Origin of the sequence: Martelella mediterranea, assembly GCF_021021415.1 — a bacterium.
GTDB lineage: Bacteria > Pseudomonadota > Alphaproteobacteria > Rhizobiales > Rhizobiaceae > Martelella > Martelella mediterranea_C.
In genome coordinates, this window is record NZ_JAINWJ010000066.1 from 1 (window position 1) to 20,875 (window position 20,875).

At 60.3% G+C, this 20,875-nt stretch carries 33 protein-coding genes; 28 read left to right on the forward strand and 5 right to left on the reverse strand.

The genetic code is table 11. From position 1 onward, the window contains the following. The first annotated feature begins 152 nt into the window (after window positions 1-152). From rpsJ to rplQ, 27 genes are all read left to right on the forward strand, one after another. Window positions 153-461 carry a 30S ribosomal protein S10 gene (rpsJ, locus tag K7H91_RS24035; RefSeq protein ID WP_018065614.1) on the forward strand — a complete coding sequence of 103 codons (309 nt, stop codon included), beginning with the start codon at window positions 153-155 and terminating at the stop codon, window positions 459-461. 126 nt (window positions 462-587) lie between these two features. Next, on the forward strand, window positions 588-1,283 hold the full coding sequence (rplC, locus tag K7H91_RS24040; RefSeq protein ID WP_026173613.1) for a 50S ribosomal protein L3: 696 nt from the start codon (window positions 588-590) through the stop codon (window positions 1,281-1,283). Then, window positions 1,283-1,903 (forward strand): 50S ribosomal protein L4, encoded by a 621-nt coding sequence (rplD, locus tag K7H91_RS24045; RefSeq protein WP_230722714.1) that lies wholly within the window; start codon window positions 1,283-1,285, stop codon window positions 1,901-1,903. Before rplC ends, rplD begins: the two co-directional genes overlap by 1 nt. After that, window positions 1,900-2,193 carry a 50S ribosomal protein L23 gene (locus K7H91_RS24050; protein WP_018065611.1) on the forward strand — a complete coding sequence of 98 codons (294 nt, stop codon included), beginning with the start codon at window positions 1,900-1,902 and terminating at the stop codon, window positions 2,191-2,193. Before rplD ends, K7H91_RS24050 begins: the two co-directional genes overlap by 4 nt. 41 nt (window positions 2,194-2,234) lie before the next feature. Further along, window positions 2,235-3,071, forward strand: coding sequence for a 50S ribosomal protein L2 (gene rplB / locus K7H91_RS24055; protein WP_018065610.1), 837 nt, complete (start codon window positions 2,235-2,237; stop codon window positions 3,069-3,071). A 15-nt stretch (window positions 3,072-3,086) separates the two neighbouring features. Continuing rightward, the gene (gene rpsS / locus K7H91_RS24060; RefSeq protein WP_018065609.1) at window positions 3,087-3,365 is read left to right on the forward strand and encodes a 30S ribosomal protein S19; all 279 of its coding nucleotides are present in this window, start codon (window positions 3,087-3,089) and stop codon (window positions 3,363-3,365) included. 2 nt (window positions 3,366-3,367) lie between these two features. After that, window positions 3,368-3,751 (forward strand): 50S ribosomal protein L22, encoded by a 384-nt coding sequence (gene rplV / locus K7H91_RS24065; RefSeq protein WP_018065608.1) that lies wholly within the window; start codon window positions 3,368-3,370, stop codon window positions 3,749-3,751. Next, entirely contained in the window at window positions 3,751-4,464 is a 714-nt protein-coding gene (rpsC, locus tag K7H91_RS24070; protein ID WP_018065607.1) for a 30S ribosomal protein S3, read from the forward strand. Before rplV ends, rpsC begins: the two co-directional genes overlap by 1 nt. Window positions 4,465-4,500: 36 nt before the next feature. Then, window positions 4,501-4,914, forward strand: coding sequence for a 50S ribosomal protein L16 (rplP, locus tag K7H91_RS24075; protein WP_018065606.1), 414 nt, complete (start codon window positions 4,501-4,503; stop codon window positions 4,912-4,914). Between the two features lie 12 nt (window positions 4,915-4,926). Further along, window positions 4,927-5,127 (forward strand): 50S ribosomal protein L29, encoded by a 201-nt coding sequence (gene rpmC / locus K7H91_RS24080; RefSeq protein WP_230722715.1) that lies wholly within the window; start codon window positions 4,927-4,929, stop codon window positions 5,125-5,127. A gap of 21 nt (window positions 5,128-5,148) precedes the next feature. Further along, window positions 5,149-5,394 (forward strand): 30S ribosomal protein S17, encoded by a 246-nt coding sequence (gene rpsQ, locus K7H91_RS24085; RefSeq protein WP_018065604.1) that lies wholly within the window; start codon window positions 5,149-5,151, stop codon window positions 5,392-5,394. Window positions 5,395-5,745: 351 nt separating this feature from the next. Next, window positions 5,746-6,114 carry a 50S ribosomal protein L14 gene (gene rplN / locus K7H91_RS24090; RefSeq protein ID WP_230722716.1) on the forward strand — a complete coding sequence of 123 codons (369 nt, stop codon included), beginning with the start codon at window positions 5,746-5,748 and terminating at the stop codon, window positions 6,112-6,114. A gap of 13 nt (window positions 6,115-6,127) precedes the next feature. Further along, window positions 6,128-6,439 (forward strand): 50S ribosomal protein L24, encoded by a 312-nt coding sequence (gene rplX, locus K7H91_RS24095; RefSeq protein WP_230722717.1) that lies wholly within the window; start codon window positions 6,128-6,130, stop codon window positions 6,437-6,439. Continuing rightward, window positions 6,432-6,989, forward strand: coding sequence for a 50S ribosomal protein L5 (gene rplE / locus K7H91_RS24100; protein WP_230722718.1), 558 nt, complete (start codon window positions 6,432-6,434; stop codon window positions 6,987-6,989). The genes rplX and rplE overlap by 8 nt, the downstream gene beginning before the upstream one ends. Window positions 6,990-7,022: 33 nt before the next feature. Next, window positions 7,023-7,328, forward strand: a complete 306-nt coding sequence (gene rpsN / locus K7H91_RS24105) for a 30S ribosomal protein S14 (RefSeq protein ID WP_230722719.1) — start codon at window positions 7,023-7,025, stop codon at window positions 7,326-7,328. An 11-nt stretch (window positions 7,329-7,339) separates the two neighbouring features. Next, window positions 7,340-7,738, forward strand: coding sequence for a 30S ribosomal protein S8 (rpsH, locus tag K7H91_RS24110; protein WP_018065599.1), 399 nt, complete (start codon window positions 7,340-7,342; stop codon window positions 7,736-7,738). 41 nt (window positions 7,739-7,779) lie between these two features. Further along, a complete protein-coding gene (gene rplF, locus K7H91_RS24115; RefSeq protein WP_230722720.1) occupies window positions 7,780-8,313 on the forward strand; it encodes a 50S ribosomal protein L6 in 534 nt (177 codons plus the stop codon). A gap of 12 nt (window positions 8,314-8,325) precedes the next feature. Further along, the gene (rplR, locus tag K7H91_RS24120; RefSeq protein WP_230722721.1) at window positions 8,326-8,688 is read left to right on the forward strand and encodes a 50S ribosomal protein L18; all 363 of its coding nucleotides are present in this window, start codon (window positions 8,326-8,328) and stop codon (window positions 8,686-8,688) included. Between the two features lie 158 nt (window positions 8,689-8,846). Next, the gene (gene rpsE / locus K7H91_RS24125; protein WP_230722722.1) at window positions 8,847-9,416 is read left to right on the forward strand and encodes a 30S ribosomal protein S5; all 570 of its coding nucleotides are present in this window, start codon (window positions 8,847-8,849) and stop codon (window positions 9,414-9,416) included. A 14-nt stretch (window positions 9,417-9,430) separates the two neighbouring features. Continuing rightward, window positions 9,431-9,634: a 50S ribosomal protein L30 gene (gene rpmD, locus K7H91_RS24130; protein WP_230722723.1), complete on the forward strand. Its 204-nt coding sequence runs from the start codon at window positions 9,431-9,433 to the stop codon at window positions 9,632-9,634. A 14-nt stretch (window positions 9,635-9,648) separates the two neighbouring features. Continuing rightward, window positions 9,649-10,125, forward strand: coding sequence for a 50S ribosomal protein L15 (gene rplO, locus K7H91_RS24135; RefSeq protein ID WP_230722724.1), 477 nt, complete (start codon window positions 9,649-9,651; stop codon window positions 10,123-10,125). Window positions 10,126-10,345: 220 nt separating this feature from the next. Then, a complete protein-coding gene (gene secY, locus K7H91_RS24140; RefSeq protein ID WP_230722725.1) occupies window positions 10,346-11,683 on the forward strand; it encodes a preprotein translocase subunit SecY in 1,338 nt (445 codons plus the stop codon). Continuing rightward, a complete protein-coding gene (locus tag K7H91_RS24145) occupies window positions 11,680-12,330 on the forward strand; it encodes an adenylate kinase (RefSeq protein ID WP_230722726.1) in 651 nt (216 codons plus the stop codon). The genes secY and K7H91_RS24145 overlap by 4 nt, the downstream gene beginning before the upstream one ends. 237 nt (window positions 12,331-12,567) lie before the next feature. Then, window positions 12,568-12,936 (forward strand): 30S ribosomal protein S13, encoded by a 369-nt coding sequence (gene rpsM / locus K7H91_RS24150; RefSeq protein WP_230722727.1) that lies wholly within the window; start codon window positions 12,568-12,570, stop codon window positions 12,934-12,936. 204 nt (window positions 12,937-13,140) lie between these two features. After that, window positions 13,141-13,530 (forward strand): 30S ribosomal protein S11, encoded by a 390-nt coding sequence (gene rpsK / locus K7H91_RS24155; RefSeq protein ID WP_018065590.1) that lies wholly within the window; start codon window positions 13,141-13,143, stop codon window positions 13,528-13,530. Window positions 13,531-13,628: 98 nt separating this feature from the next. Continuing rightward, a complete protein-coding gene (locus K7H91_RS24160) occupies window positions 13,629-14,639 on the forward strand; it encodes a DNA-directed RNA polymerase subunit alpha (RefSeq protein ID WP_018065589.1) in 1,011 nt (336 codons plus the stop codon). Window positions 14,640-14,684: 45 nt separating this feature from the next. After that, window positions 14,685-15,113, forward strand: a complete 429-nt coding sequence (gene rplQ / locus K7H91_RS24165; protein ID WP_230722728.1) for a 50S ribosomal protein L17 — start codon at window positions 14,685-14,687, stop codon at window positions 15,111-15,113. Window positions 15,114-15,388: 275 nt separating this feature from the next. On the opposite strand, the gene K7H91_RS24170 is transcribed toward rplQ, so the two are convergent. The 5 genes from K7H91_RS24170 to K7H91_RS24190 all read right to left on the reverse strand — a co-directional run bounded on the left by K7H91_RS24170 (window position 15,389) and on the right by K7H91_RS24190 (window position 18,599). Then, the gene (locus K7H91_RS24170; RefSeq protein ID WP_230722729.1) at window positions 15,389-16,255 is read right to left on the reverse strand and encodes a DUF817 domain-containing protein; all 867 of its coding nucleotides are present in this window, start codon (window positions 16,253-16,255) and stop codon (window positions 15,389-15,391) included. Window positions 16,256-16,363: 108 nt separating this feature from the next. Next, the gene (msrQ, locus tag K7H91_RS24175) at window positions 16,364-17,032 is read right to left on the reverse strand and encodes a protein-methionine-sulfoxide reductase heme-binding subunit MsrQ (RefSeq protein WP_230722730.1); all 669 of its coding nucleotides are present in this window, start codon (window positions 17,030-17,032) and stop codon (window positions 16,364-16,366) included. Between the two features lie 11 nt (window positions 17,033-17,043). Continuing rightward, on the reverse strand, window positions 17,044-18,021 hold the full coding sequence (msrP, locus tag K7H91_RS24180; RefSeq protein WP_230722731.1) for a protein-methionine-sulfoxide reductase catalytic subunit MsrP: 978 nt from the start codon (window positions 18,019-18,021) through the stop codon (window positions 17,044-17,046). A gap of 134 nt (window positions 18,022-18,155) precedes the next feature. Continuing rightward, a complete protein-coding gene (locus K7H91_RS24185; RefSeq protein WP_230722732.1) occupies window positions 18,156-18,350 on the reverse strand; it encodes a type II toxin-antitoxin system HicA family toxin in 195 nt (64 codons plus the stop codon). A gap of 6 nt (window positions 18,351-18,356) precedes the next feature. Then, window positions 18,357-18,599, reverse strand: a complete 243-nt coding sequence (locus K7H91_RS24190) for a DUF1902 domain-containing protein (RefSeq protein WP_230722733.1) — start codon at window positions 18,597-18,599, stop codon at window positions 18,357-18,359. Window positions 18,600-19,037: 438 nt separating this feature from the next. Here K7H91_RS24190 and ilvD point away from each other — a divergent pair, with 438 nt between their 5' ends. Further along, entirely contained in the window at window positions 19,038-20,873 is a 1,836-nt protein-coding gene (gene ilvD / locus K7H91_RS24195) for a dihydroxy-acid dehydratase (protein ID WP_230722734.1), read from the forward strand. Window positions 20,874-20,875: the final 2 nt, after the last annotated feature.

Sequence of the window (20,875 nt, forward strand, 5' to 3'; positions counted from 1 at the left end):
CGGCTGGCCCTGAGGGCTTGACGCAAATATGCCAGGGGCGGGTCAGCCGCCCCTGCAGATGTTTGAAAAGCCGGCAAGCCCGGGCTGCAAGTTAGCAACGCGCCTGATCGAAGAGAGATGGCGGAGATAAGAACAAGACAAGGACGAGTCGCATGAACGGCCAGAATATCCGCATCCGCCTGAAGGCGTTTGATCACCGGATCCTTGATGCCTCCACGCGTGAGATCGTTTCGACGGCCAAGCGCACGGGCGCCAATGTTCGCGGTCCGGTTCCGCTTCCGACGCGGATCGAGAAGTTCACGGTCAACCGTGGCCCGCATATCGACAAGAAGAGCCGCGAGCAGTTTGAAATGCGCACCCACAAGCGCCTGCTCGACATTGTCGACCCGACCCCGCAGACCGTTGACGCGCTGATGAAGCTCGATCTGGCTGCCGGCGTGGACGTTGAAATCAAGCTCTGATTTCCAGGGCGAGGGATAATTAAACGGGACCAATCGCTGGGCGCTTTATGGAAGCGCGCATGATGTCCCAAAAAGAGACACGCCGGAGGCTTTGCCAAAGGCCGGAACTCTAAAAGGAACGAACCGATGCGTTCAGGTGTGATAGCACAGAAGGTGGGAATGACCCGCGTCTTCACAGACGCAGGAGAGCATATCCCTGTAACAGTTTTGCGAATGGAAGGCTGCCAGGTCGTCTCCACGCGCACCAAGGAAAAGAACGGCTACACCGCCGTTCAGCTCGGCGCCGGCCGCTCGAAGGTCAAGAACACCTCGAAGGCGCTGCGCGGACACTTTGCCGCCGGCTCCGTCGAGCCGAAGGCCAAGCTCGTCGAATTCCGCGTGTCGGAAGACAATCTGCTCGATGTTGGCGCCGAACTGACGGCCAGCCACTTCGTTTCGGGCCAGCTCGTCGACGTCACCGGCACCACCATCGGTAAGGGTTTTGCCGGTGCCATGAAGCGCCACAACTTCGGCGGCCTTCGCGCCACCCACGGCGTTTCGGTCTCGCACCGTTCGCACGGCTCGACCGGTTCCAACCAAGACCCGGGCAAGGTCTGGAAGGGCAAGAAGATGGCCGGTCACATGGGCCAGACCCGCGTCACCACGCAGAACCTCGAGGTTGTCCGCACCGACGAAGAGCGCGGCCTGATCCTCGTCAAGGGCGCCGTTCCCGGTTCGAAGGGCGCCTGGATTACGGTTCGCGATGCCGTGAAGTCCGGTGTTCCTGAAAATGCGCCGCGGCCTGCCGGCCTGCGTGCGGCTGAAACCAATGGAGCCGAATAATGGATCTCACAGTTAAAACACTTGAGGGCAAGGACGCCGGCAAAGTCAGCCTGAAGGACGAGATCTTCGGCCTCGAGCCGCGTGAAGACATCCTCGCCCGCATGGTTCGCTACCAGCTCGCTGCCAAGCGTCAGGGTTCGCACAAGGTCAAGGGGCGCTCGGAAGTGTCGCTGACCGGCGCCAAGATGTACAAGCAGAAGGGCACCGGTAACGCCCGCCACCACGCCAAGCGTGCGCCGCAGTTCCGCGGCGGTGGTGTTGCCCATGGTCCGGTGGTTCGCGATCACTCGCACGATCTGCCGAAGAAGGTCCGCGCGCTCGCTCTGAAGCATGCGCTGTCGACCAAGGCGAAGTCCGAGGACCTGATCATCATCGACGATCTGGTTGCCAAGGAAGCCAAGACCAAGGCGCTGCTTTCGCAGTTCAGCGGTCTCGGCCTCGACAATGCGCTGATCATCGGCGGTGCGGAAGTGGACGGCAACTTCAAGCTGGCGGCCCGCAACATTCCGAATATCGATGTTCTGCCGGTTCAGGGCATCAACGTGTATGACATCCTGCGCCGCGGCAAGCTCGTGCTGTCGAAGTCTGCGGTCGAAGCTCTGGAGGAGCGGTTCAAATGAGCGATATCCGCCATTACGACGTGATCGTTTCGCCGGTCATCACTGAAAAATCGACCCTTGTTTCCGACAACAACCAGGTCGTGTTCAACGTTGCCAAGACTGCAAGCAAGCCCGAGATCAAGGCCGCCGTCGAAGAACTCTTCGGCGTCAAGGTCAAGGCGGTCAACACGCTTGTGCGCAAGGGCAAGATCAAGCGCTTCCGGAACTTCTCCGGCAAGCAGAAGGACGTCAAGAAGGCGATCGTCACCCTGGCTGAAGGCCAGTCCGTGGACGTGACGACCGGCGTTTGAAACAGACCCGTTAGGGTAAAGACCCAATAGGGAATGAGAAAATGGCATTGAAAACATTCAATCCGACAACGCCGAGCCAGCGCCAGCTGGTGATCGTCGAGCGTTCGGAGCTTTACAAGGGCAAGCCCGTCAAGGCTTTGACGCAGGGCCTGTCTTCGAAGGGTGGCCGTAACAATTATGGCCGCGTGACGGCGCGCTTCCAGGGCGGTGGCCACAAGCGCACCTATCGCATGATCGACTTCAAGCGTCGCAAGTTCGGCGTCGAGGGCACGGTCGAGCGTCTTGAGTACGACCCCAACCGGTCGGCCTTCATCGCGCTCATCAATTACGCCGACGGCGAACTGGCCTATATCCTCGCTCCGCAGCGTCTGGCTGTCGGCGACAAGGTGCAGGCTGCAGACAGCGCCATCGACGTGAAGCCCGGCAATGCGATGCCGCTGCAGAACATTCCGGTCGGCTCGATCGTGCACAACGTCGAGATGAAGCCGGGCAAGGGCGGTCAGATCGCCCGTTCGGCAGGCACCTATGTCCAGCTGGTCGGTCGCGACCAGGGCATGGCGATCCTGCGGCTCAACTCCGGCGAACAGCGTCTGGTGCCGGGCTCTTGCCTTGCAACGATCGGCGCTGTATCGAACCCCGATCACTCCAACACGAATGACGGCAAGGCCGGTCGTTCGCGCTGGCGGGGCAAGCGTCCGCATGTTCGCGGCGTCGTCATGAACCCGATCGACCACCCGCACGGTGGTGGTGAAGGCCGCACCTCCGGTGGTCGTCACCCGGTCTCGCCCTGGGGCAAGCCCACCAAGGGCAAGCGTACGCGCAAGAACAAGTCGACCGACAAGTTCATCATGCGTTCGCGCCACCAGAAGAAGAAATAAGAGAGGTAGTCTGAAATGGCTCGTTCAGTATGGAAGGGACCGTTCGTTGACGGCTATCTTCTCAAGAAGGCTGAGAAGGTTCGTGAAGGCGGCCGCCACGAAGTGATCAAGATCTGGAGCCGTCGTTCCACGATCATGCCGCAGTTCGTCGGTCTCACCTTCGGCGTCTACAATGGTTCGAAACACATTCCGGTCTCGGTATCGGAAGACATGGTCGGCCACAAGTTCGGCGAATTCGCGCCGACCCGGACCTATTATGGTCACGGCGCCGACAAGAAGGCGAAGAGGAAGTAACAATGGGCAAGGCAAAAGCCGCGCGCCGGCTTAAGGAAAATGAGGCGCAGGCCGTTACGCGCACCATCCGCGTCAGCCCGCAGAAGCTCAACCTCGTCGCCGCCATGATCCGCGGCAAGAAGGTTGACCGGGCGCTGGCCGAACTCGAATTCTCGCAGAAGCGGGTTTCCGAGACGGTCCGCAAGACGCTGGAATCGGCGATCGCGAATGCAGAAAACAACCACGATCTCGACCCTGACCAGCTCATCGTCGCGGAAGCCTATGTCGGCAAGTCGATTGTCGCCAAGCGCTTCATGGTTCGTGGCCGGGGACGCGCATCGCGCATCCTGAAGCCGTTCTCGCACCTGACGATCGTCGTTCGCGAAGTCGAAGAGGAGGCCGCATAATGGGTCAGAAAATCAATCCGATCGGCTTCCGCCTCGGTATCAACCGCACCTGGGACAGCCGCTGGTTCGCAGACAACCATGAATATGGCAAGCTTCTTCACGAAGACCTGAAGATTCGCAGCTATATTCAGAAGGAACTGAAGCAGGCCGGCGTTTCCAAGGTCGTGATCGAGCGTCCGCACAAGAAGTGCCGCGTGACGATCCACTCGGCCCGTCCGGGTCTGATCATCGGCAAGAAGGGCGCTGACATCGAGAAGCTGCGCCGCAAGCTTGGCACGATGACGGATTCGGAAATGCACCTCAACATCGTTGAAGTGCGCAAGCCGGAAACCGACGCCACGCTGGTTGCACAGTCGATCGCTCAGCAGCTCGAGCGCCGTATCGCGTTCCGCCGCGCCATGAAGCGTTCGGTGCAGACCGCGATGCGCATGGGTGCCGAAGGCATCCGTATCGTTTGCGGCGGCCGTCTCGGCGGCGCGGAAATCGCGCGTACCGAATGGTATCGCGAAGGCCGCGTTCCGCTTCACACGCTGCGCGCCGACATCGACTATGGCACGGCCGAAGCTGAAACCGCATACGGCATCTGCGGCATCAAGGTCTGGATCTTCAAGGGCGAAATCCTTGAGCATGATCCGATGGCCTCCGAGCGTCGCGCGACCGAAGGCGACAACAAGGGTAACAGCGGCAACAATCGCCGCCGCGAGAACGCCTGATTTCAGGCGTTCGGCGAAGTTCGGAGATAAAAGAAAATGTTGCAGCCAAAGCGTACAAAGTACCGCAAGCAGTTCAAGGGCCGCATCCATGGCGTTGCCAAGGGCGGCAGCGACCTGGCTTTCGGTGAATATGGGCTGAAGGCGCAGGAACCCAACCGCGTCAACGCACGCGAGATCGAGGCGGCCCGCCGCGCGATCACCCGTCACATGAAGCGTGCCGGCCGTGTATGGATCCGTATTTTCCCCGACGTTCCGGTCACCTCGAAGCCGACCGAAGTGCGTATGGGTAAAGGTAAGGGCGGCGTCGACTATTGGGCAGCCAAGGTCAAGCCCGGCCGGATCATGTTCGAAATCGACGGCGTGAGCGAAGACATTGCCCGTGAAGCCCTGCGTCTCGGCGCTGCCAAGCTTTCGGTCAAGACGCGCTTCATCCAGCGCATCGCCGAATAAGGAGTGGTACTGATGAAAACCTCTGACGTACACGCCATGAGCGAAGACCAGCTCAAGGACAAGCTCACCGAGTTGAAGAAGGAGCAGTTCAACCTGCGCTTCCAGAAGGCGACCGGTCAGCTCGAGCAGACGGGCCGCATCAAGCAGGTTCGTCGCGACATCGCGCGTGTAAAGACAATCGCAAGCCAGAAGGCTTCGGCCTCCAAGGCCTGAACGTAAGGGACCGACAAGAAAATGCCTAAACGCATCCTGCAAGGCGTTGTCGTTAGCGACAAGAACGATAAAACGGTCGTCGTCCGGGTTGAGCGTCGTTTCGCCCACCCGCTTCTCCAGAAGACCGTACGCCGCTCGAAGAAGTACAAGGCGCACGACGCTGAAAACCAGTACAAGACCGGGGATACCGTATTCATCGAAGAATGCGCTCCGGTCTCCAAGGACAAGCGCTGGAAGGTGGTTTCCACCGTTTCCGCAGACGCCTGATCCGCAAATACCGGCAGTATTTCGCCGCAGCCCTTGCGCTTTGGCGAAATTTCTGTATGTAGCACGGCAGATGTGCAAAGGGCGTCCGGCAACGGGCGGCCTTTTCCGTAAGGGCGCTGCCCATTTTTGGGGCCGGATTTTCGATCCGCATGGCATCCTGAAAGACGCTACACCAAGACGCTCCGGCTCTTGACCTCGCGTTGCCTCAAGGCGGCGCGATGGGCCGGGTAGGGAATTTGAGCGGCCGCAGGCTCCGACGACAGGGGCAGGCGGGCGCTTCGATACGTGTCGATTAAGCTGGTCTAGGGGGTTGTTCCAACCGGGCCGGTAACAACAAGAAGGCGACCTGATATGATTCAGATGCAAACAAACCTCGACGTGGCGGATAATTCCGGCGCGCGTCGTGTCATGTGCATCAAGGTTCTGGGCGGCTCCAAGCGTAAATATGCCTCGGTCGGCGATATCATCGTCGTGTCCGTGAAAGAGGCTGTTCCGCGCGGACGCGTCAAGAAGGGCGATGTGATGAAGGCCGTCGTCGTGCGCACGGCGAAGGACATCCGCCGCGCTGACGGCTCGGTCATCCGTTTCGACGGCAATGCCGCCGTTTTGATCAACAACAACAAAGAGCCGATTGGTACGCGTATCTTCGGGCCGGTTCCGCGCGAGCTGCGTGGCAAGAGCCATATGAAGATCATCTCCCTGGCTCCTGAAGTTCTGTAAGGGAGCGCGGAAAATGCAGAGAATCAAGAAGGGCGACAAGGTCGTCGTCATCGCCGGCAAGGACAAGGGTCGCACCGGTGAAGTGGTTGCGGTTTCCCCGAAGGATGACCGCGCCGTCGTTTCCGGCATCAATGTCGTGCGTCGCCATCAGCGCCAGTCGCAGACCACCGAAGCCGGCATCATCGCCAAGGAAGCGCCGATTCACCTGTCGAACCTCGCTGTCGCCGATCCCAAGGACGGCAAGCCGACCCGTGTCGGTTTCAAGGTCGAGGGTGACAAGAAGGTCCGCTATGCAAAGCGTTCGGGAGAAGTGATCGATGGCTGAAGCAAAGTATGAGCCGCGTCTGAAGACGGTCTACCTCGAAAAGATCCGCCCGCAGATGCAGGAGCAGTTCTCCTACGCCAACGGCATGATGATTCCGCGCCTGGATAAGGTCGTGATCAACATGGGCGTCGGCGAGGCGGTTGGCGACAGCAAGAAGCCGGCCAACGCAGCCGCGGATCTGGCCGCGATTTCCGGTCAGAAGGCGGTCGTCACCCACGCGCGCAACTCCATCGCCGGCTTCAAGGTCCGCGAAGGCATGCCGATCGGCGCCAAGGTGACGCTGCGCGGCAACCGCATGTATGAATTCGTTGATCGCCTCATCAACATCGCGCTGCCGCGCGTTCGTGACTTCCGGGGCCTCAATCCGAAGAGCTTTGACGGGCGTGGCAACTTCGCCATGGGCGTCAAGGAGCACATCGTGTTTCCCGAGATCGAATACGACAAGGTCGATCAGATGTGGGGCATGGATATTATCGTTTGCACGACGGCTACCAAGGACGATGAAGCACGGGCGCTTTTGACGGCGTTCAACTTCCCGTTCCGCAAGTAACCGTAACGACGAGCGTAGAAAAGGAACAACGACATGGCGAAGACAAGCGCAGTCGAAAAGAACAAGCGCCGCCGCGAGACGGTTGCCCGGGATGCTGAAAAGCGTGCCGCGCTGAAGGCGATCATCAAGGACCAGAAGCTTCCGATCGAGGAGCGCTTCCGCGCGACCCTGAAGCTTGCCGACATGCCGCGCGACGGCTCCAAGACGCGCATCCGCAACCGTTGCGAAGTATCGGGTCGTCCGCGTGCGTATTACCGCAAGCTGGGCATGTCCCGTATCGCACTTCGTGACCTTGGCAACACCGGCAAAGTGCCCGGTATTGTCAAGTCGAGCTGGTAAGGAGGCGCCTCATGGCAATGTCCGATCCCCTGGGCGATATGCTCACCCGTATCCGCAACGGCGCCTCGCGCCGCAAGACGTCCGTGACCACGCCGGCTTCCAAGCTGCGCGCCCGCGTTCTCGACGTTCTGCAGGCTGAAGGCTACATCCGCGGTTACACCCAGACCGACTTCGACAACGGCAAGTCCGAGATCGAAATCGAGCTGAAATATTATGAAAACGCGTCCGTGATCCGCGAGATCGCCCGCGTTTCCAAGCCGGGCCGCCGGGTCTATGTCTCGGTCAAGTCCATTCCGCAGGTCGCAAACGGTCTGGGTATCACGATTCTCTCCACCCCCAAGGGTGTGATGGCTGATCACCAGGCGCGCGAACAGAATGTTGGTGGCGAGGTTCTCTGCTCGATCTTCTAAGATCGCGCAGAGCCGCCTAGCGAAACAGACAGGTAAAACAAATGTCTCGTATCGGTAAAAGGCCCGTTCAGGTTCCCAAGGGTGTGACTGCGTCGGTGGACGGCCAGAAGATCACAGCCAAGGGCCCGAAGGGCGAACTGTTCTTCGTCGCCAATGACGAAGTCAGCGTTGCAATGGAAGACGGCGCGATCGTCGTTTCCCCGATCAACCAGTCCAAGGAAGCCCGCTCCAAGTGGGGCATGTCCCGGACCATGGTTGAAAACATCATGAAGGGCGTCACCGACGGTTACGAGCGCAAGCTCGAGATCAACGGCGTTGGTTACCGCGCGGCGATGCAGGGCAAGAACCTGCAGCTCTCGCTCGGTTTCTCCCACGAAGTTGTGTATCAGCCGCCGGAAGGCATCACGCTCGCTTGCCCGAAGCCGACGGAAATCACCGTCACCGGCATCGACAAGCAGGTCGTCGGCCAGGTCGCTGCGAACATTCGCGAATATCGCGGTCCCGAGCCCTACAAGGGCAAGGGCGTGAAATACGCGGAAGAGCGCATCGTCCGCAAGGAAGGCAAGAAGAAGTAAGGATCACGCGTTATGGCTAGCAGGAAAGAAACCATTGCACGCCGCGCCAGCCGCGTGCGCCGCCAGGTCAAGAAGGTCGCCAACGGCCGTCCGCGTCTGTCGGTCCATCGTTCTTCGAAGAACATCTATGCCCAGATCATCGATGACGCCGCCGGCCGTACGCTGGCCGCCGCATCGACGCTCGACGCTTCGCTGCGTTCCTCGCTGAAGACCGGCGCGGATCGTGAAGCGGCTGAAGCCGTTGGCAAGCTCGTCGCCGAGCGCGCCACCAAGGCCGGCGTCAAGGAAGTCGTGTTCGATCGCGGCGCCTTCATCTTTCACGGTCGCGTCAAGGCTCTGGCCGATGGCGCCCGCGAAGGCGGTCTGAGCTTCTGATGAAGTTTTGAGGCGCGCGTCTCAGCGCGTCTCGCACCCGGCGGGCCGATACTGCTCTTGAAGAGCCAAGTCGCCCGACCGTTCGCCGGCCGCCACGCTAGAGGCTAGCGGCCTTTCCATATGCCGATTGCACCCGGAAAAGAAAAAGGAACAGGACAATGGCACAGGACAGAAGGGGATCGCGCGACGATCGCCACAACCGGGATGAGCGCGACAGCGAATTCGTTGACAAGCTCGTTGCCATCAATCGCGTTGCCAAGACCGTCAAGGGCGGTCGCCGCATGGGCTTTGCAGCGCTCGTCGTCGTCGGCGACGGCAAGGGTCGCGTCGGCTTCGGCCACGGCAAGGCCCGCGAAGTACCGGAAGCCATCCGCAAGGCGACGGAAGCCGCCAAGCGCGAGATGATTTTCGTGCCGCTGCGTGACGGCCGTACGCTGCATCACGACATCAAGGGCCGTCACGGCGCCGGCAAGGTTCTGCTGCGCACCGCCAAGGCCGGTACCGGCATCATCGCCGGTGGTCCGATGCGTGCCGTTTTTGAAACCCTGGGTGTTGCCGACGTCGTCGCCAAGTCGACCGGCTCGTCCAATCCCTACAACATGGTTCGCGCCACCTTTGATGCCCTGAAGAGCCAGATGCATCCCAAGGACATCGCAGCCCAGCGCGGCCTGAAATACGCCACGCTGCAGGCCCGCCGCGAAGCCGCCGGCGCGATCGCCGACGAGTGAGGGGAGAGGCACCAATGGCCAAAGCTAGCACCAAGAAGAAGACTGTCACCGTTGAGCAGATCGGCAGCCCGATCCGCCGTCCCGCCGTACAGCGCCAGACGCTGATCGGCCTCGGCCTCAACAAGATGCATCGTGTGCGCACCCTGGAAGATACCCCTTCCGTTCGCGGCATGATCAACAGCATTCCCCATCTCGTCCGCGTCGTCGACGAGAAGTGAGACGGGAGAACATCATGAAACTGAACGAAATCAAGGATCGCGAAGGCGCGACGCATTCCAAGAAGCGTCTTGGCCGCGGTATCGGTTCGGGCTCCGGCAAGACCGGCGGTCGCGGCGTCAAGGGTCAGAAGTCCCGTTCGGGCGTTGCCATCAATGGCTTCGAAGGCGGTCAGATGCCGATCTACCGTCGTCTGCCGAAGCGCGGCTTCGTCAACATCTTTTCGAAGGACTTCGCTGAAGTGTCACTCGGCCGCCTCCAGGCCGCCGTTGACGCCAAGAAGCTCGACGCCAAGAAGACGGTCACGGCCGAAGTCCTCAAGGAAGCCGGCGTGATTCGCCGCGTCAAGGACGGCGTTCGCGTGCTTTCCGACGGCGAACTGAAGGCCAAGCTGACGCTCGAAGTCGCAGGCGCTTCCAAGGCCGCGATCGAGAAGATCGAAAAGGCCGGCGGCTCGATCACCGTTGCCTCTGGCGCCAAAAACGCCGAATAATTCGGCTTCTATTTGAAAAATCTACGCCCGGAGTGCTTCACACCGGGCGTTTTTTCTTCCATATGTGCCTCGACCACCGGCTGGCCCTCAAAAAAGCCAAGCGGGTGGTTTATCGTGAAGACGGCCCACGTTCGAAATGGAGCGATGTCGCCTGTTACGAATCGGGCAATTTTTCGCACCGGGCGCTCTTCTGCGGCCGTGCGGCGACGCGGAGATACGCATGGCTTCTGCAGCGGAACAACTCGCATCCAATCTGAACTTCTCGACCTTTGCCAAGGCGACGGATCTGAAGAAGCGGATCTGGTTCACCCTTCTGGCGCTTCTCGTGTACCGGCTGGGTACGCATATCCCGCTCCCCGGTATCAATCTCGATGCCTATGCCCAGGCCTTCCAGGGCCAGTCCGAGGGCATCCTCGGCATGTTCAACATGTTTTCCGGCGGCGCGGTGGAACGCATGGCGATCTTCGCCCTCGGCATCATGCCCTATATCTCGGCCTCGATCATCGTGCAGCTCCTGACCGCCGTCGTGCCGTCGCTGGAAGCGCTGAAGAAGGAAGGCGAGCAGGGCCGCAAGATCATCAACCAGTATACCCGCTACGGCACGGTCGTGCTGGCGACGGCGCAGGCCTATGGCATTGCGATCGGCCTGCAGTCCGGCAATAATCTCGTGACCGATCCGGGCTGGTTCTTCATCCTGTCGACCGTCGTAACGCTCGTCGGCGGCACCATGTTCCTGATGTGGCTCGGCGAGCAGATCACCTCGCGTGGCATCGGCAACGGCATTTCGCTGATCATCTTTGCCGGCATCGTCGCAGGCCTTCCGGCCGCCGTCGGCAACATGCTGGAGCTTTCGAGCGTCGGTTCGATCTCGGCTTTCGTCACGATCCTGATTCTCGTCGTCGTGATCGCGGTGTTCGCGCTGATCGTGTTCGTGGAGCGCGCCCAGCGCCGGCTTCTGATCCAGTATCCGAAGCGCCAGGTCGGCAACCGCATGTTCCAGGGCGATACCTCGCACCTGCCGCTGAAGCTCAACACCTCGGGCGTTATCCCGGCGATCTTCGCGTCCTCGCTGCTCTTGCTGCCGGCGACGCTTGCAGGCTTCACCTCCTCGGAACTGCCGAGCTGGGCGACGGCCGTGATCGCATCGCTCGGCCATGGTCAGGCGCTCTACATGATCGTTTACGGCCTGCTGATCGCGTTCTTCGCTTTCTTCTACACCGCCATCGTCTTCAACCCGAAGGAAACGGCGGATAACCTGAAGCGCCATGGCGGCTTCATTCCGGGCATCCGCCCGGGCGAGCGTACAGCCGAATACATAGACTATGTTCTGACTCGCATTACCGTGGTCGGTGCGATCTATCTGGTCTTCGTCTGCATCCTGCCGGAGATCCTCGTGGCCCGCACTGGCGTGTCTCTGGCGCTTGGCGGCACCTCGCTGCTCATTATCGTCAGCGTGACCTTGGATACCGTATCGCAGATCCAGGGACATCTGATCGCCCAGCAGTATGAGGGGCTGATCAAGAAATCGAAATTGCGGGGAGGAAAGAGGGGACGATGAGACTTATACTTCTGGGACCGCCGGGCGCCGGCAAGGGGACGCAGGCGCAGCGCATCGTTGCCAATCACGGCATTCCGCAGCTTTCCACGGGCGATATGCTGCGCGCGGCCGTGGCCGCGCAGACCGAGGTTGGCAAGAAGGCCAAGGCGGTCATGGATGCCGGCGGGCTGGTATCCGATGACATCGTCATCGCCATCGTGTCCGAGCGAATCGATCAGGAAGACTGCAAGGACGGTTTCATTCTCGATGGCTTCCCGCGCACCCTGGTGCAGGCCGATGCCACCGAGAAGATGATGGCGGCCAAGGGCATCGCCCTCGACGCCGTGATCGAAATTCAGGTGAATGACGAAACGTTGGCCGAGCGCATCGCCGGCCGGTATAGCTGCGCCAAATGCGGCGCGGGCTATCATGATGAATTCCACAAGCCCAAGGTGGAAGGCGTCTGCGATGTTTGCGGCTCGACCGAGTTCAAGCGCCGTCCGGACGACAATCGCGAGACCGTCGAGAAGCGTCTGAAGGCCTATTACAAGGAAACCGCGCCGCTGATCGGCTACTACTATGCCAAGGGCAAGCTTTCATCGGTGGACGGCATGGCGAGCATGGACGATGTGACCGCCAGTATCGAGAAGGTTCTTTCCGGGCTCTAGGGCTCGCAAGGCCCACAAAAATAAAGGAATCGGTTGCAATGGGCTGCCGTTTCCGCTATGAGCGCTCCAACTCGCGACATGGGGCAAGGCTGTCAAAGTCCTTTTGAATTCGATCAGGACGCGTCTTGTCACGGATATCAGTTGCGGCCGAGCAATGACAGGCGGGTTATCCGCCAGAGAAACCGGCAGTTTCTCGCAAGATCAAGCTGCCAACAGAAGATGTTAAGGAGAATCGGCGTGGCTCGTATTGCTGGCGTCAACATCCCGACTGCCAAGCGCGTTGTTATCGCGCTGCAGTATATTCACGGGATCGGACCGAAATTCGCGCAGGAAATCTGCGAAAAAGCATCCATTCCGGCAGAACGCCGCGTGCACGAAATGACGGACGCCGAAGTCCTTCAGGTTCGCGAAGCGATCGACCGGGATTACATGGTGGAAGGTGACCTGCGTCGCGAAAACTCCATGAACATCAAGCGCCTGATGGACCTCGGCTGCTACCGCGGTCTGCGCCATCGTCGCGGCCTTCCGGTCCGCGGCCAGCGCACGCACACCAATGCCCGCACCCGCAAGGGCCCGGCAAAGGCGATTGCAGGCAAGAAGAAGTAAGATTTACGGGACATTTTGTTCCGCATGAGCCGGCGGGTTTGCGCCGGCTTTCTGCGTAGATGACCGGGCCGCAAGAGGGCCGGTTTGCGGTGAGCGGGAATGCCGCCGCGATGAAACGGATCAGGAGGGTTTTCGTCCAAGGCGAGACTTTCCCGGTGGAGCCGCTGGCGTTACGGCGGTGTCGAGATCAACGAAAGGAATACCATGGCCAAGGAAGCCACCCGCGTTCGCCGTCGCGAACGTAAGAATATTTCGTCGGGCGTTGCCCACGTGAACTCCTCGTTCAACAACACGATGATCACCATCACCGACGCACAGGGCAACGCGATTGCCTGGTCGTCCGCTGGCGCCAAGGGCTTCAAGGGCTCGCGCAAGTCGACCCCGTTTGCTGCCCAGATCGCCGCCGAAGATTGCGCCAAGAAGGCCCAGGAACACGGCATGAAGTCGCTGGAAGTCGAAGTCTGCGGTCCCGGTTCCGGTCGTGAATCGGCTCTGCGCGCGCTCCAGGCTGCCGGTTTCGTCATCACCTCGATCCGCGATGTGACGCCGATCCCGCACAATGGCTGCCGCCCGCGCAAGAAGCGTCGCGTCTAATCATCTGTCAATTTGCTCCGGTGGTCTCGCGAGAGGTCCCGGTTCTACGAAGGTCGGCCGTCACGATTGGATAGTGCGGCGAACGAAAGGTAGAAATCATGATACAGAAAAACTGGCAGGAACTGATCAAGCCGTCGAAGGTGGAATTCACCTCGAGCGGCCCGAAGAAGGCGACGCTCGTCGCCGAGCCGCTGGAACGCGGCTTCGGCCTGACGCTCGGTAATGCGCTGCGCCGCATCCTTCTGTCCTCGCTGCGCGGCGCTGCCGTGACCGCGGTTCAGATCGATGGCGTTCTGCATGAATTCTCGTCGATCCCCGGCGTTCGCGAAGATGTCACCGACATCGTCCTGAACATCAAGGAAATCGCCATCCGCATGGAAGGCGATGAGGCAAAACGCATGGTCGTGCGCAAGCAGGGCCCGGGCGTTGTCACCGCCGGCGACATTCAGACGGTTGGCGATATCGAGATCCTGAACCCCGATCTGGTGCTTTGCACGCTCGATGAAGGCGCTGAAATCCGCATGGAATTCACCGTCAACAACGGCAAGGGCTATGTGCCGGCCGAGCGCAATCGCGCCGAAGATGCGCCGATCGGCCTGATCCCGGTCGACAGCCTGTATTCGCCGATCCGCAAGGTCTCCTACAAGGTTGAGAACACCCGTGAGGGCCAGGTTCTCGACTATGACAAGCTGCTGATGACCATCGAAACCGATGGTTCGGTCACCGGCGAGGATTCGGTCGCATTCGCCGCCCGCATCCTGCAGGATCAGCTCTCGGTCTTCGTCAATTTCGAAGAACCGCAGAAGGATACCGAGGAAGACGACGTCACCGAACTCGCCTTCAACCCGGCCCTTCTCAAGAAGGTCGACGAACTCGAGCTTTCGGTCCGTTCGGCCAACTGCCTGAAGAACGACAACATCGTTTACATCGGCGATCTCATTCAGAAGACCGAAGCGGAAATGCTGCGCACGCCGAATTTCGGCCGCAAGTCGCTGAACGAGATCAAGGAAGTGCTGGCCTCCATGGGCCTGCATCTGGGCATGGAAGTGCCGGCCTGGCCGCCGGAAAACATCGACGACCTCGCCAAGCGGTACGAGGATCAGTACTAACACGTCATACTGCAGGTGGATGCCTGCAAGTGAAGGAGAATAGCAATGCGCCATAAAAGTGCAGGCCGCAAGCTGAACAGAACGGCAAGCCATCGCAAGGCGATGTTTGCCAACATGGCCGTCTCGCTCATCGTCCATGAGCAGATTGTCACGACGCTGCCCAAGGCCAAGGAAATCCGTCCGATCGTCGAGAAGCTGATCACGCTCGGCAAGCGCGGCGATCTGCATGCCCGCCGTCAGGCGATCTCGCAGATCAAGGACGTCGACGCCGTCAAGAAGCTGTTCGACGTTCTGGCCTCGCGCTACGTCGACCGCAATGGCGGTTACACCCGCATCATGAAGGCCGGCTTCCGCCACGGCGACAACGCCCCGATCGCCGTCATCGAATTCGTTGACCGCGACGTCGACGCCAAGGGCGCCGAAGACAAGGCCCGCGTCGCGGCCGAAGCCGAATCGGAAATGGAAGCCGCGTAAGCAGCGCTTTCAGTTGATATGAGTTGAAAGGCCGGGTGCGAGAGCGCCCGGCTTTTGCTGTTTGTCGGGGCTGGGTGTTTCAGTTCTTCCCGGCTTTTCAGTTGTCATGAAACCTGGCCGTCTCAATCTCTCCCCTTGAGGGAGAGATGCCCCGACAGGGGTAGAGAGGGGTGCAGCGCCAGCCTATAAACGCTGAGTCTCGACGACAGGTTTCACCCCTCTCTGTCGCGTTCGCGACATCTCCCCCTCAAGGGGGGAGATTGATGGAACCACATTTACTTTGGAATGTGGATCGTCGCCCGGATATGCTTCAGAAAGGCGACGATGGTGAAGGTCATGATGATGACCAGCGTCCAGGAGCTCCATTTGCCGATATGGACGGTGGACCAGGCGCCGAGCTGGTCCGGATATTGCCAGACCGAGAAGAAGGTCGAGATGTTTTCGGCGAGCCAGATAAAGAAGCCGATCAGCACGAAGGCGAGCAGCATCGGCATCTTGCGGTCACGGTCATAGGGTCGGAAGATCACGGTGGTGCGGGCGTAGAGGCCGATGGCGAGGGCCGCGATATACCAGCGATAGTCGCCGATATAGTGGTGGGTGAAGAAGTTGAGGTAGATCGCCAGCGCCACCAGCGTCGCCATCCAGTAGGGCGGATGGTGGATGATGCGGACATCGAGTATGCGCCACGCCTGAATGATATAGCTGCCGACGGCGGCATACATGAAACCGGCGAACAGCGGCACGCCGAGAAGCTTGGTATAGGCGAAGTCCGGATAGGCCCAGGACTGGATCGCCCCGGACGTCTTGAACGCCTCGAGCGCGAAACCGACGATGTGAAACAGGCAGATCGCCTTGAACTCGTCCACCGTCTCCAGCCCGAACCGGATCATCGCGAACTGGATGGCGAGCGCAATGATCAACAGCAGATCGTAGCGCGGAATCCCGGCAACGCCGCCGCGCGGCATGGCGAAGATGGCGATCAAGAACAGGCCGGCAAACAGGCAGGCGCGCGCCTCCTTGAGGCCGAAGAACAGGAATTCCACGCAGAAGCGGCGGAAACCCCTGAGCGCCGGATTTGGCGCGATATCGGTCAGCCACCGGTCGGGCGACCATGGTTTTATGGTTGTCGCGAAATCCGTCATGTCCCCTCGCGCTGTCATGTCGCTGGCACGTTTACGCAGGGGAGGGGCGATATTATGGCCTGGATTTGGCGGCGAGCGTCATTCAGCTACCCGGCTGAGAGCGGCGCGCTATTTCGTGCCCTTCTGCATCCGCGCCGCCTTCTTCCTCGCGCGCTTGCGTTCCATGATCGTGGGGCGCGCGAAGCGGTAGCCGAGGAGCAGCACGGCGATCGCGATGTAGAGCATGATCTCCGGGCCGATGACCTTTCGCGACATGGCGAAGTGGAGGGTGGCGAGCGCGGTGATCTCGTAGATGAAGGAATGGATCAGGATCCAGCCCCTTTTCAGCGTGCGGATCGACCAGTTGTTGGAGGTGACGGCGAGCGGAATCAGCATGACCAGCGCCATCATGCCGAAGGTTATAAAGGGCCGCTTGATGACATCCTCGATCACCATGGAAACGTCCATGCGCTGGTCGAGAACGAGATAGACCAGGAAATGGAAGCAGACGTAATAGAAGCCGAGCAGGCCCAGCGCCCGGCGGTAGCGCACCAGGTTGATCTCCGCGAGATCGCGCAGCGGCGTGATGCAGAGCGTCGCGAGGATGAACCGCAGCGCCCAGATGCCAAGAACATGCTCGAAGGTTTTGACCGGGTCGACGCCAAGCTGGTTGGTTGCGCCGAGGTAGAAATACCAGACGGCCGGCGCCAGCCCGAGCGCGTAGAGCGCCCAGACGGAAGCCGGACGCCACCAGTGGATTTTGGCGGCCGGACGTTTTCTGGCTGCGATGTCGGTCATCTTGCCGGTGCTCAATAATTGGCCTTGAGGTCCATGCCGCTATAGAGGCTCGCCACCTCGTCGCCATAGCCGTTGAACTTCAGCGTCGGAATCCGCTCGCCGCCGAAGAAGCCGCCGCCTTCGCCGATCACGCGTTCGGAGGCCTGGCTCCAGCGCGGATGCGGCACATCCGGGTTCACATTGGCATAGAAGCCGTATTCGCTCGGCTGCAGCAGGTTCCAGCTATTGGGCGGCTGCTTGTCGGTGAGCGTCATCTTGACGATCGACTTGATGCCCTTGAAGCCGTATTTCCACGGCACCACCAGACGCATCGGCGCGCCGTTCTGGTTCAGCAGCGTCTTGCCGTAAAGCCCGACGGCGATGATCGTCAGCGGGTGGTTGGCCTCGTCGAGGCGGAGCCCCTCGACATAAGGCCAGGGCATCGGCTGGCCGAAGCCGCGCTGACGCGGCATCTGATCGGGGCGCACCACGGTCTGGAAGGCGACATATTTCGCCGAGCCGGTGGGCTCCGCCATGTCGAGGATCGATTTCAGCGGTATGCCGACCCAGGGGATCACCATCGACCAGGCCTCGACGCAGCGCATCCGGTAGGTGCGGTCTTCCAGCGGAAACTTCGTCAGCAGGGTTTCGATGTCGACGGTCTGCGGCTTCTGCACCATGCCATCGATCTCGAACGTCCAGGGGTAGGGCTGGAACTCGCCGGAGTTGCGGTAGGGGTCTTCCTTGCCGGTCCCGAATTCGTAGAAATTGTTGTAGTGGGTTATGTCCTCAAAGCCCGTGACCTTGCGGTCGGCGGGGGCGGGGAACGGCCCCTCCACCGTCTTCAGCGCCTCGCCCTGACTGAGGTCCTCTCCGGCGGCGAATGCGCCCGGCGCGGCGGCAAAGGTGGCACCGGCGGCAAGGCCCGCCAGAAGCGTGCGGCGCTTCAGGTAGAGATGCTCCGGCGTGATCTGGGATGCGGGGATATGGGGCGGCTTGTAAGCGGACATCGAAATGTCTCCCGTAATGTTCATCATGAACTGTTACGTCGGAAGATCGCCGATAGTTTCATCTTTCACAAGAAACTTCACGGCCACATTTTTGTGTATGGGGCGTGAGGTGTAATGTGGATTGCAAGTCTAGATTAGAATGCCTTTGGCAAACCTGCCTGCTTGAGCGTTTCATTGGCGGTGTGGCGGGACTTTACGTTGTGATCGACGGTAAAATGCCGATTGGTGATCGGACTGCGCCAGATTTCGTGATCACCTTTGCCGGGCCGGACATATGCGCAGCCGGCCTCAGTCAAAAGCTTTTTCAATTCGCGCAAATAGCCCGCCATTGCGGATTAAAAGCAGGGATTGGGCACCTTTGCCAAGTGTTCCGCCATAATATGCACCGGAATCTCCCGGTCGTCGGATTCGAGGCCATTCAACTCGATCAGATCGGCAATTGCATCGAGAACTTTCTGTTGGAGGGTTTCCATGGTGTCAGCCTCAACAGCGAGGCCGTCAATATCGTTGCTGGTCGCCACCCACACACGCGCCTCATCATCCCACATTGCGCGCACAACGATGGATACGTGTTTCATTGCGAACTCCCACTGCTTATCAAAATAAGCGTCTATCTAAGTTTCCTTGACACGAAATATGGATATTTAAAAGCATATTGTTAGTGGTGGAGGTGTGAATTGAAAACGAGGAATTTATATAACATATTGAAATATATATATTAGTTAGAATTTTGAACATCGTGTTAACATTTGGGGAGTTGTGGTATCGCTAACAAACTTTGCGGGTAGTCGATCTTATCGTTTAGTCGACGCGGACCTGCCAGAAGCTAGAAATAGAGTCTGATTTGCTTAACCGTACCGGAGAGTACCGTTTTGCCGCTAACCGATAGTGACAGCCCGACCTATATGGGTTACCACCATCACAAGCGGCGATGCCTGCCTGTGATGCAGGGAGCACATTGAGGAGGACCGGATCGGTCATATGTGCTGAACGCCGGATTTAAGAAAGGAAGCCCCATGCCTGCCTATCGTTCAAGAACGACGACCCATGGTCGAAACATGGCCGGCGCGCGCGGTCTCTGGCGCGCAACCGGCATGAAGGATGGTGATTTCGGCAAGCCGATCATCGCCGTCGTCAATTCTTTCACCCAGTTCGTGCCCGGTCACGTCCACCTGAAGGACCTTGGCCAGCTCGTGGCCCGCGAGATTGAAAGCGCCGGCGGCGTCGCCAAGGAATTCAACACCATCGCGGTTGATGACGGCATCGCCATGGGCCATGACGGCATGCTCTATTCGCTGCCCTCGCGCGAGGTCATCGCCGACAGCGTCGAATATATGGTCAACGCCCATTGCGCCGATGCCATGGTCTGCATCTCCAATTGCGACAAGATCACCCCCGGCATGCTGATGGCCTCGCTCAGGCTCAACATTCCGACGATCTTCGTCTCCGGCGGCCCGATGGAAGCCGGCAAGGTTGTGCTGAACGGCAAGGAACAGGCTCTCGATCTGGTCGATGCCATGGTCGCCGCCGCCGATGACAAATATTCCGATGACGATGTCCAGGCGATCGAACGCTCGGCCTGCCCGACCTGCGGTTCCTGCTCGGGCATGTTTACCGCCAATTCGATGAACTGTCTGACGGAAGCGCTTGGCCTGTCGCTGCCGGGCAATGGCTCGACGCTTGCCACCCATGCCGACCGCCGCCGCCTGTTCGTCGAGGCCGGCCACCAGATCGTCGATCTGGCGCGGCGCTACTACGAACAGGACGATGAAGCCGCGCTGCCGCGCACCATCGCCAGCAAGGCCGCGTTCGAAAACGCGATGACGCTCGATATCGCCATGGGCGGCTCGACCAATACGGTGCTGCATATTCTCGCCGCCGCCTATGAGGCCGAGCTTGATTTCACGATGGACGATATCGACCGCCTGTCGCGCCAGGTGCCGTGCCTGTGCAAGGTCGCGCCGGCCAAGAACGATGTTCACATGGAAGACGTCCATCGCGCTGGCGGCATCATGGCGATCCTCGGCGAGCTGGACCGGGCCGGGCTGATCAAGCGCGACAGCCCGACCGTGCATTCGGCGACACTGGGCGATGCCATCGACCAGTGGGATATCGTGCGCACCAATTCCGAAAGCGTGCGGAAATTCTTCATGGCGGCACCGGGCGGCGTGCCCTCGCAGCAGGCCTTCTCGCAGGAGCGCCGCTGGGCCGAACTCGACCTCGACCGCGTTTCCGGCGCGATCCGCAGCGCCGAGCATCCGTTCTCCAAGGATGGCGGGCTTGCCGTGCTGAAGGGCAATATCGCGCTCAACGGCTGCATCGTGAAGACGGCGGGCGTTGACGAGAGCATCCTGAAATTCTCCGGTCCGGCGGTCGTCTACGAAAGCCAGGACGCGGCGGTGAAGGGCATTCTCTCCAACGAGGTCAAGGCCGGCGACGTCGTCGTCATCCTCTATGAGGGGCCGAAGGGCGGGCCGGGCATGCAGGAAATGCTGTACCCGACCAGCTATCTGAAGTCGAAGGGCCTCGGCAAGGATTGCGCGCTGATCACCGATGGCCGGTTCTCGGGCGGCACCTCCGGTCTTTCGATCGGGCACGTCTCGCCGGAAGCCGCCCAGGGCGGCGCGATCGGCCTCGTCCGCAATGGCGACATGATCGATATCGACATTCCGGGACGCACAATCAGCCTCAGGATTTCGCCCTCGGAGCTTGAAGCCCGTCGCTCGGTGCAGGATGAGAAGGGCTGGAAGCCGGAGCATCCGCGCCGCCGCAAGGTGACGACCGCGCTCAAGGCCTACGCCGCCTTCGCCGCCAGCGCCGACAAGGGCGCGGTGCGCATCCTGCCGGAATAGGC

What these genes read in the sequence shown, in the direction of transcription:
- rpsJ (WP_018065614.1), top strand. Translation starts at nt 153, where the DNA reads ATGAACGGCCAGAATATCCGCATCCGCCTGAAGGCGTTTGATCACCGG.
- rplC (WP_026173613.1), top strand. Translation starts at nt 588, where the DNA reads ATGCGTTCAGGTGTGATAGCACAGAAGGTGGGAATGACCCGCGTCTTC.
- rplD (WP_230722714.1), top strand. Translation starts at nt 1,283, where the DNA reads ATGGATCTCACAGTTAAAACACTTGAGGGCAAGGACGCCGGCAAAGTC.
- K7H91_RS24050 (WP_018065611.1), top strand. Translation starts at nt 1,900, where the DNA reads ATGAGCGATATCCGCCATTACGACGTGATCGTTTCGCCGGTCATCACT.
- rplB (WP_018065610.1), top strand. Translation starts at nt 2,235, where the DNA reads ATGGCATTGAAAACATTCAATCCGACAACGCCGAGCCAGCGCCAGCTG.
- rpsS (WP_018065609.1), top strand. Translation starts at nt 3,087, where the DNA reads ATGGCTCGTTCAGTATGGAAGGGACCGTTCGTTGACGGCTATCTTCTC.
- rplV (WP_018065608.1), top strand. Translation starts at nt 3,368, where the DNA reads ATGGGCAAGGCAAAAGCCGCGCGCCGGCTTAAGGAAAATGAGGCGCAG.
- rpsC (WP_018065607.1), top strand. Translation starts at nt 3,751, where the DNA reads ATGGGTCAGAAAATCAATCCGATCGGCTTCCGCCTCGGTATCAACCGC.
- rplP (WP_018065606.1), top strand. Translation starts at nt 4,501, where the DNA reads ATGTTGCAGCCAAAGCGTACAAAGTACCGCAAGCAGTTCAAGGGCCGC.
- rpmC (WP_230722715.1), top strand. Translation starts at nt 4,927, where the DNA reads ATGAAAACCTCTGACGTACACGCCATGAGCGAAGACCAGCTCAAGGAC.
- rpsQ (WP_018065604.1), top strand. Translation starts at nt 5,149, where the DNA reads ATGCCTAAACGCATCCTGCAAGGCGTTGTCGTTAGCGACAAGAACGAT.
- rplN (WP_230722716.1), top strand. Translation starts at nt 5,746, where the DNA reads ATGATTCAGATGCAAACAAACCTCGACGTGGCGGATAATTCCGGCGCG.
- rplX (WP_230722717.1), top strand. Translation starts at nt 6,128, where the DNA reads ATGCAGAGAATCAAGAAGGGCGACAAGGTCGTCGTCATCGCCGGCAAG.
- rplE (WP_230722718.1), top strand. Translation starts at nt 6,432, where the DNA reads ATGGCTGAAGCAAAGTATGAGCCGCGTCTGAAGACGGTCTACCTCGAA.
- rpsN (WP_230722719.1), top strand. Translation starts at nt 7,023, where the DNA reads ATGGCGAAGACAAGCGCAGTCGAAAAGAACAAGCGCCGCCGCGAGACG.
- rpsH (WP_018065599.1), top strand. Translation starts at nt 7,340, where the DNA reads ATGGCAATGTCCGATCCCCTGGGCGATATGCTCACCCGTATCCGCAAC.
- rplF (WP_230722720.1), top strand. Translation starts at nt 7,780, where the DNA reads ATGTCTCGTATCGGTAAAAGGCCCGTTCAGGTTCCCAAGGGTGTGACT.
- rplR (WP_230722721.1), top strand. Translation starts at nt 8,326, where the DNA reads ATGGCTAGCAGGAAAGAAACCATTGCACGCCGCGCCAGCCGCGTGCGC.
- rpsE (WP_230722722.1), top strand. Translation starts at nt 8,847, where the DNA reads ATGGCACAGGACAGAAGGGGATCGCGCGACGATCGCCACAACCGGGAT.
- rpmD (WP_230722723.1), top strand. Translation starts at nt 9,431, where the DNA reads ATGGCCAAAGCTAGCACCAAGAAGAAGACTGTCACCGTTGAGCAGATC.
- rplO (WP_230722724.1), top strand. Translation starts at nt 9,649, where the DNA reads ATGAAACTGAACGAAATCAAGGATCGCGAAGGCGCGACGCATTCCAAG.
- secY (WP_230722725.1), top strand. Translation starts at nt 10,346, where the DNA reads ATGGCTTCTGCAGCGGAACAACTCGCATCCAATCTGAACTTCTCGACC.
- K7H91_RS24145 (WP_230722726.1), top strand. Translation starts at nt 11,680, where the DNA reads ATGAGACTTATACTTCTGGGACCGCCGGGCGCCGGCAAGGGGACGCAG.
- rpsK (WP_018065590.1), top strand. Translation starts at nt 13,141, where the DNA reads ATGGCCAAGGAAGCCACCCGCGTTCGCCGTCGCGAACGTAAGAATATT.
- K7H91_RS24160 (WP_018065589.1), top strand. Translation starts at nt 13,629, where the DNA reads ATGATACAGAAAAACTGGCAGGAACTGATCAAGCCGTCGAAGGTGGAA.
- rplQ (WP_230722728.1), top strand. Translation starts at nt 14,685, where the DNA reads ATGCGCCATAAAAGTGCAGGCCGCAAGCTGAACAGAACGGCAAGCCAT.
- K7H91_RS24170 (WP_230722729.1), bottom strand. Translation starts at nt 16,255, where the DNA reads ATGACGGATTTCGCGACAACCATAAAACCATGGTCGCCCGACCGGTGG.
- msrQ (WP_230722730.1), bottom strand. Translation starts at nt 17,032, where the DNA reads ATGACCGACATCGCAGCCAGAAAACGTCCGGCCGCCAAAATCCACTGG.
- msrP (WP_230722731.1), bottom strand. Translation starts at nt 18,021, where the DNA reads ATGTCCGCTTACAAGCCGCCCCATATCCCCGCATCCCAGATCACGCCG.
- K7H91_RS24185 (WP_230722732.1), bottom strand. Translation starts at nt 18,350, where the DNA reads ATGGCGGGCTATTTGCGCGAATTGAAAAAGCTTTTGACTGAGGCCGGC.
- K7H91_RS24190 (WP_230722733.1), bottom strand. Translation starts at nt 18,599, where the DNA reads ATGAAACACGTATCCATCGTTGTGCGCGCAATGTGGGATGATGAGGCG.
- ilvD (WP_230722734.1), top strand. Translation starts at nt 19,038, where the DNA reads ATGCCTGCCTATCGTTCAAGAACGACGACCCATGGTCGAAACATGGCC.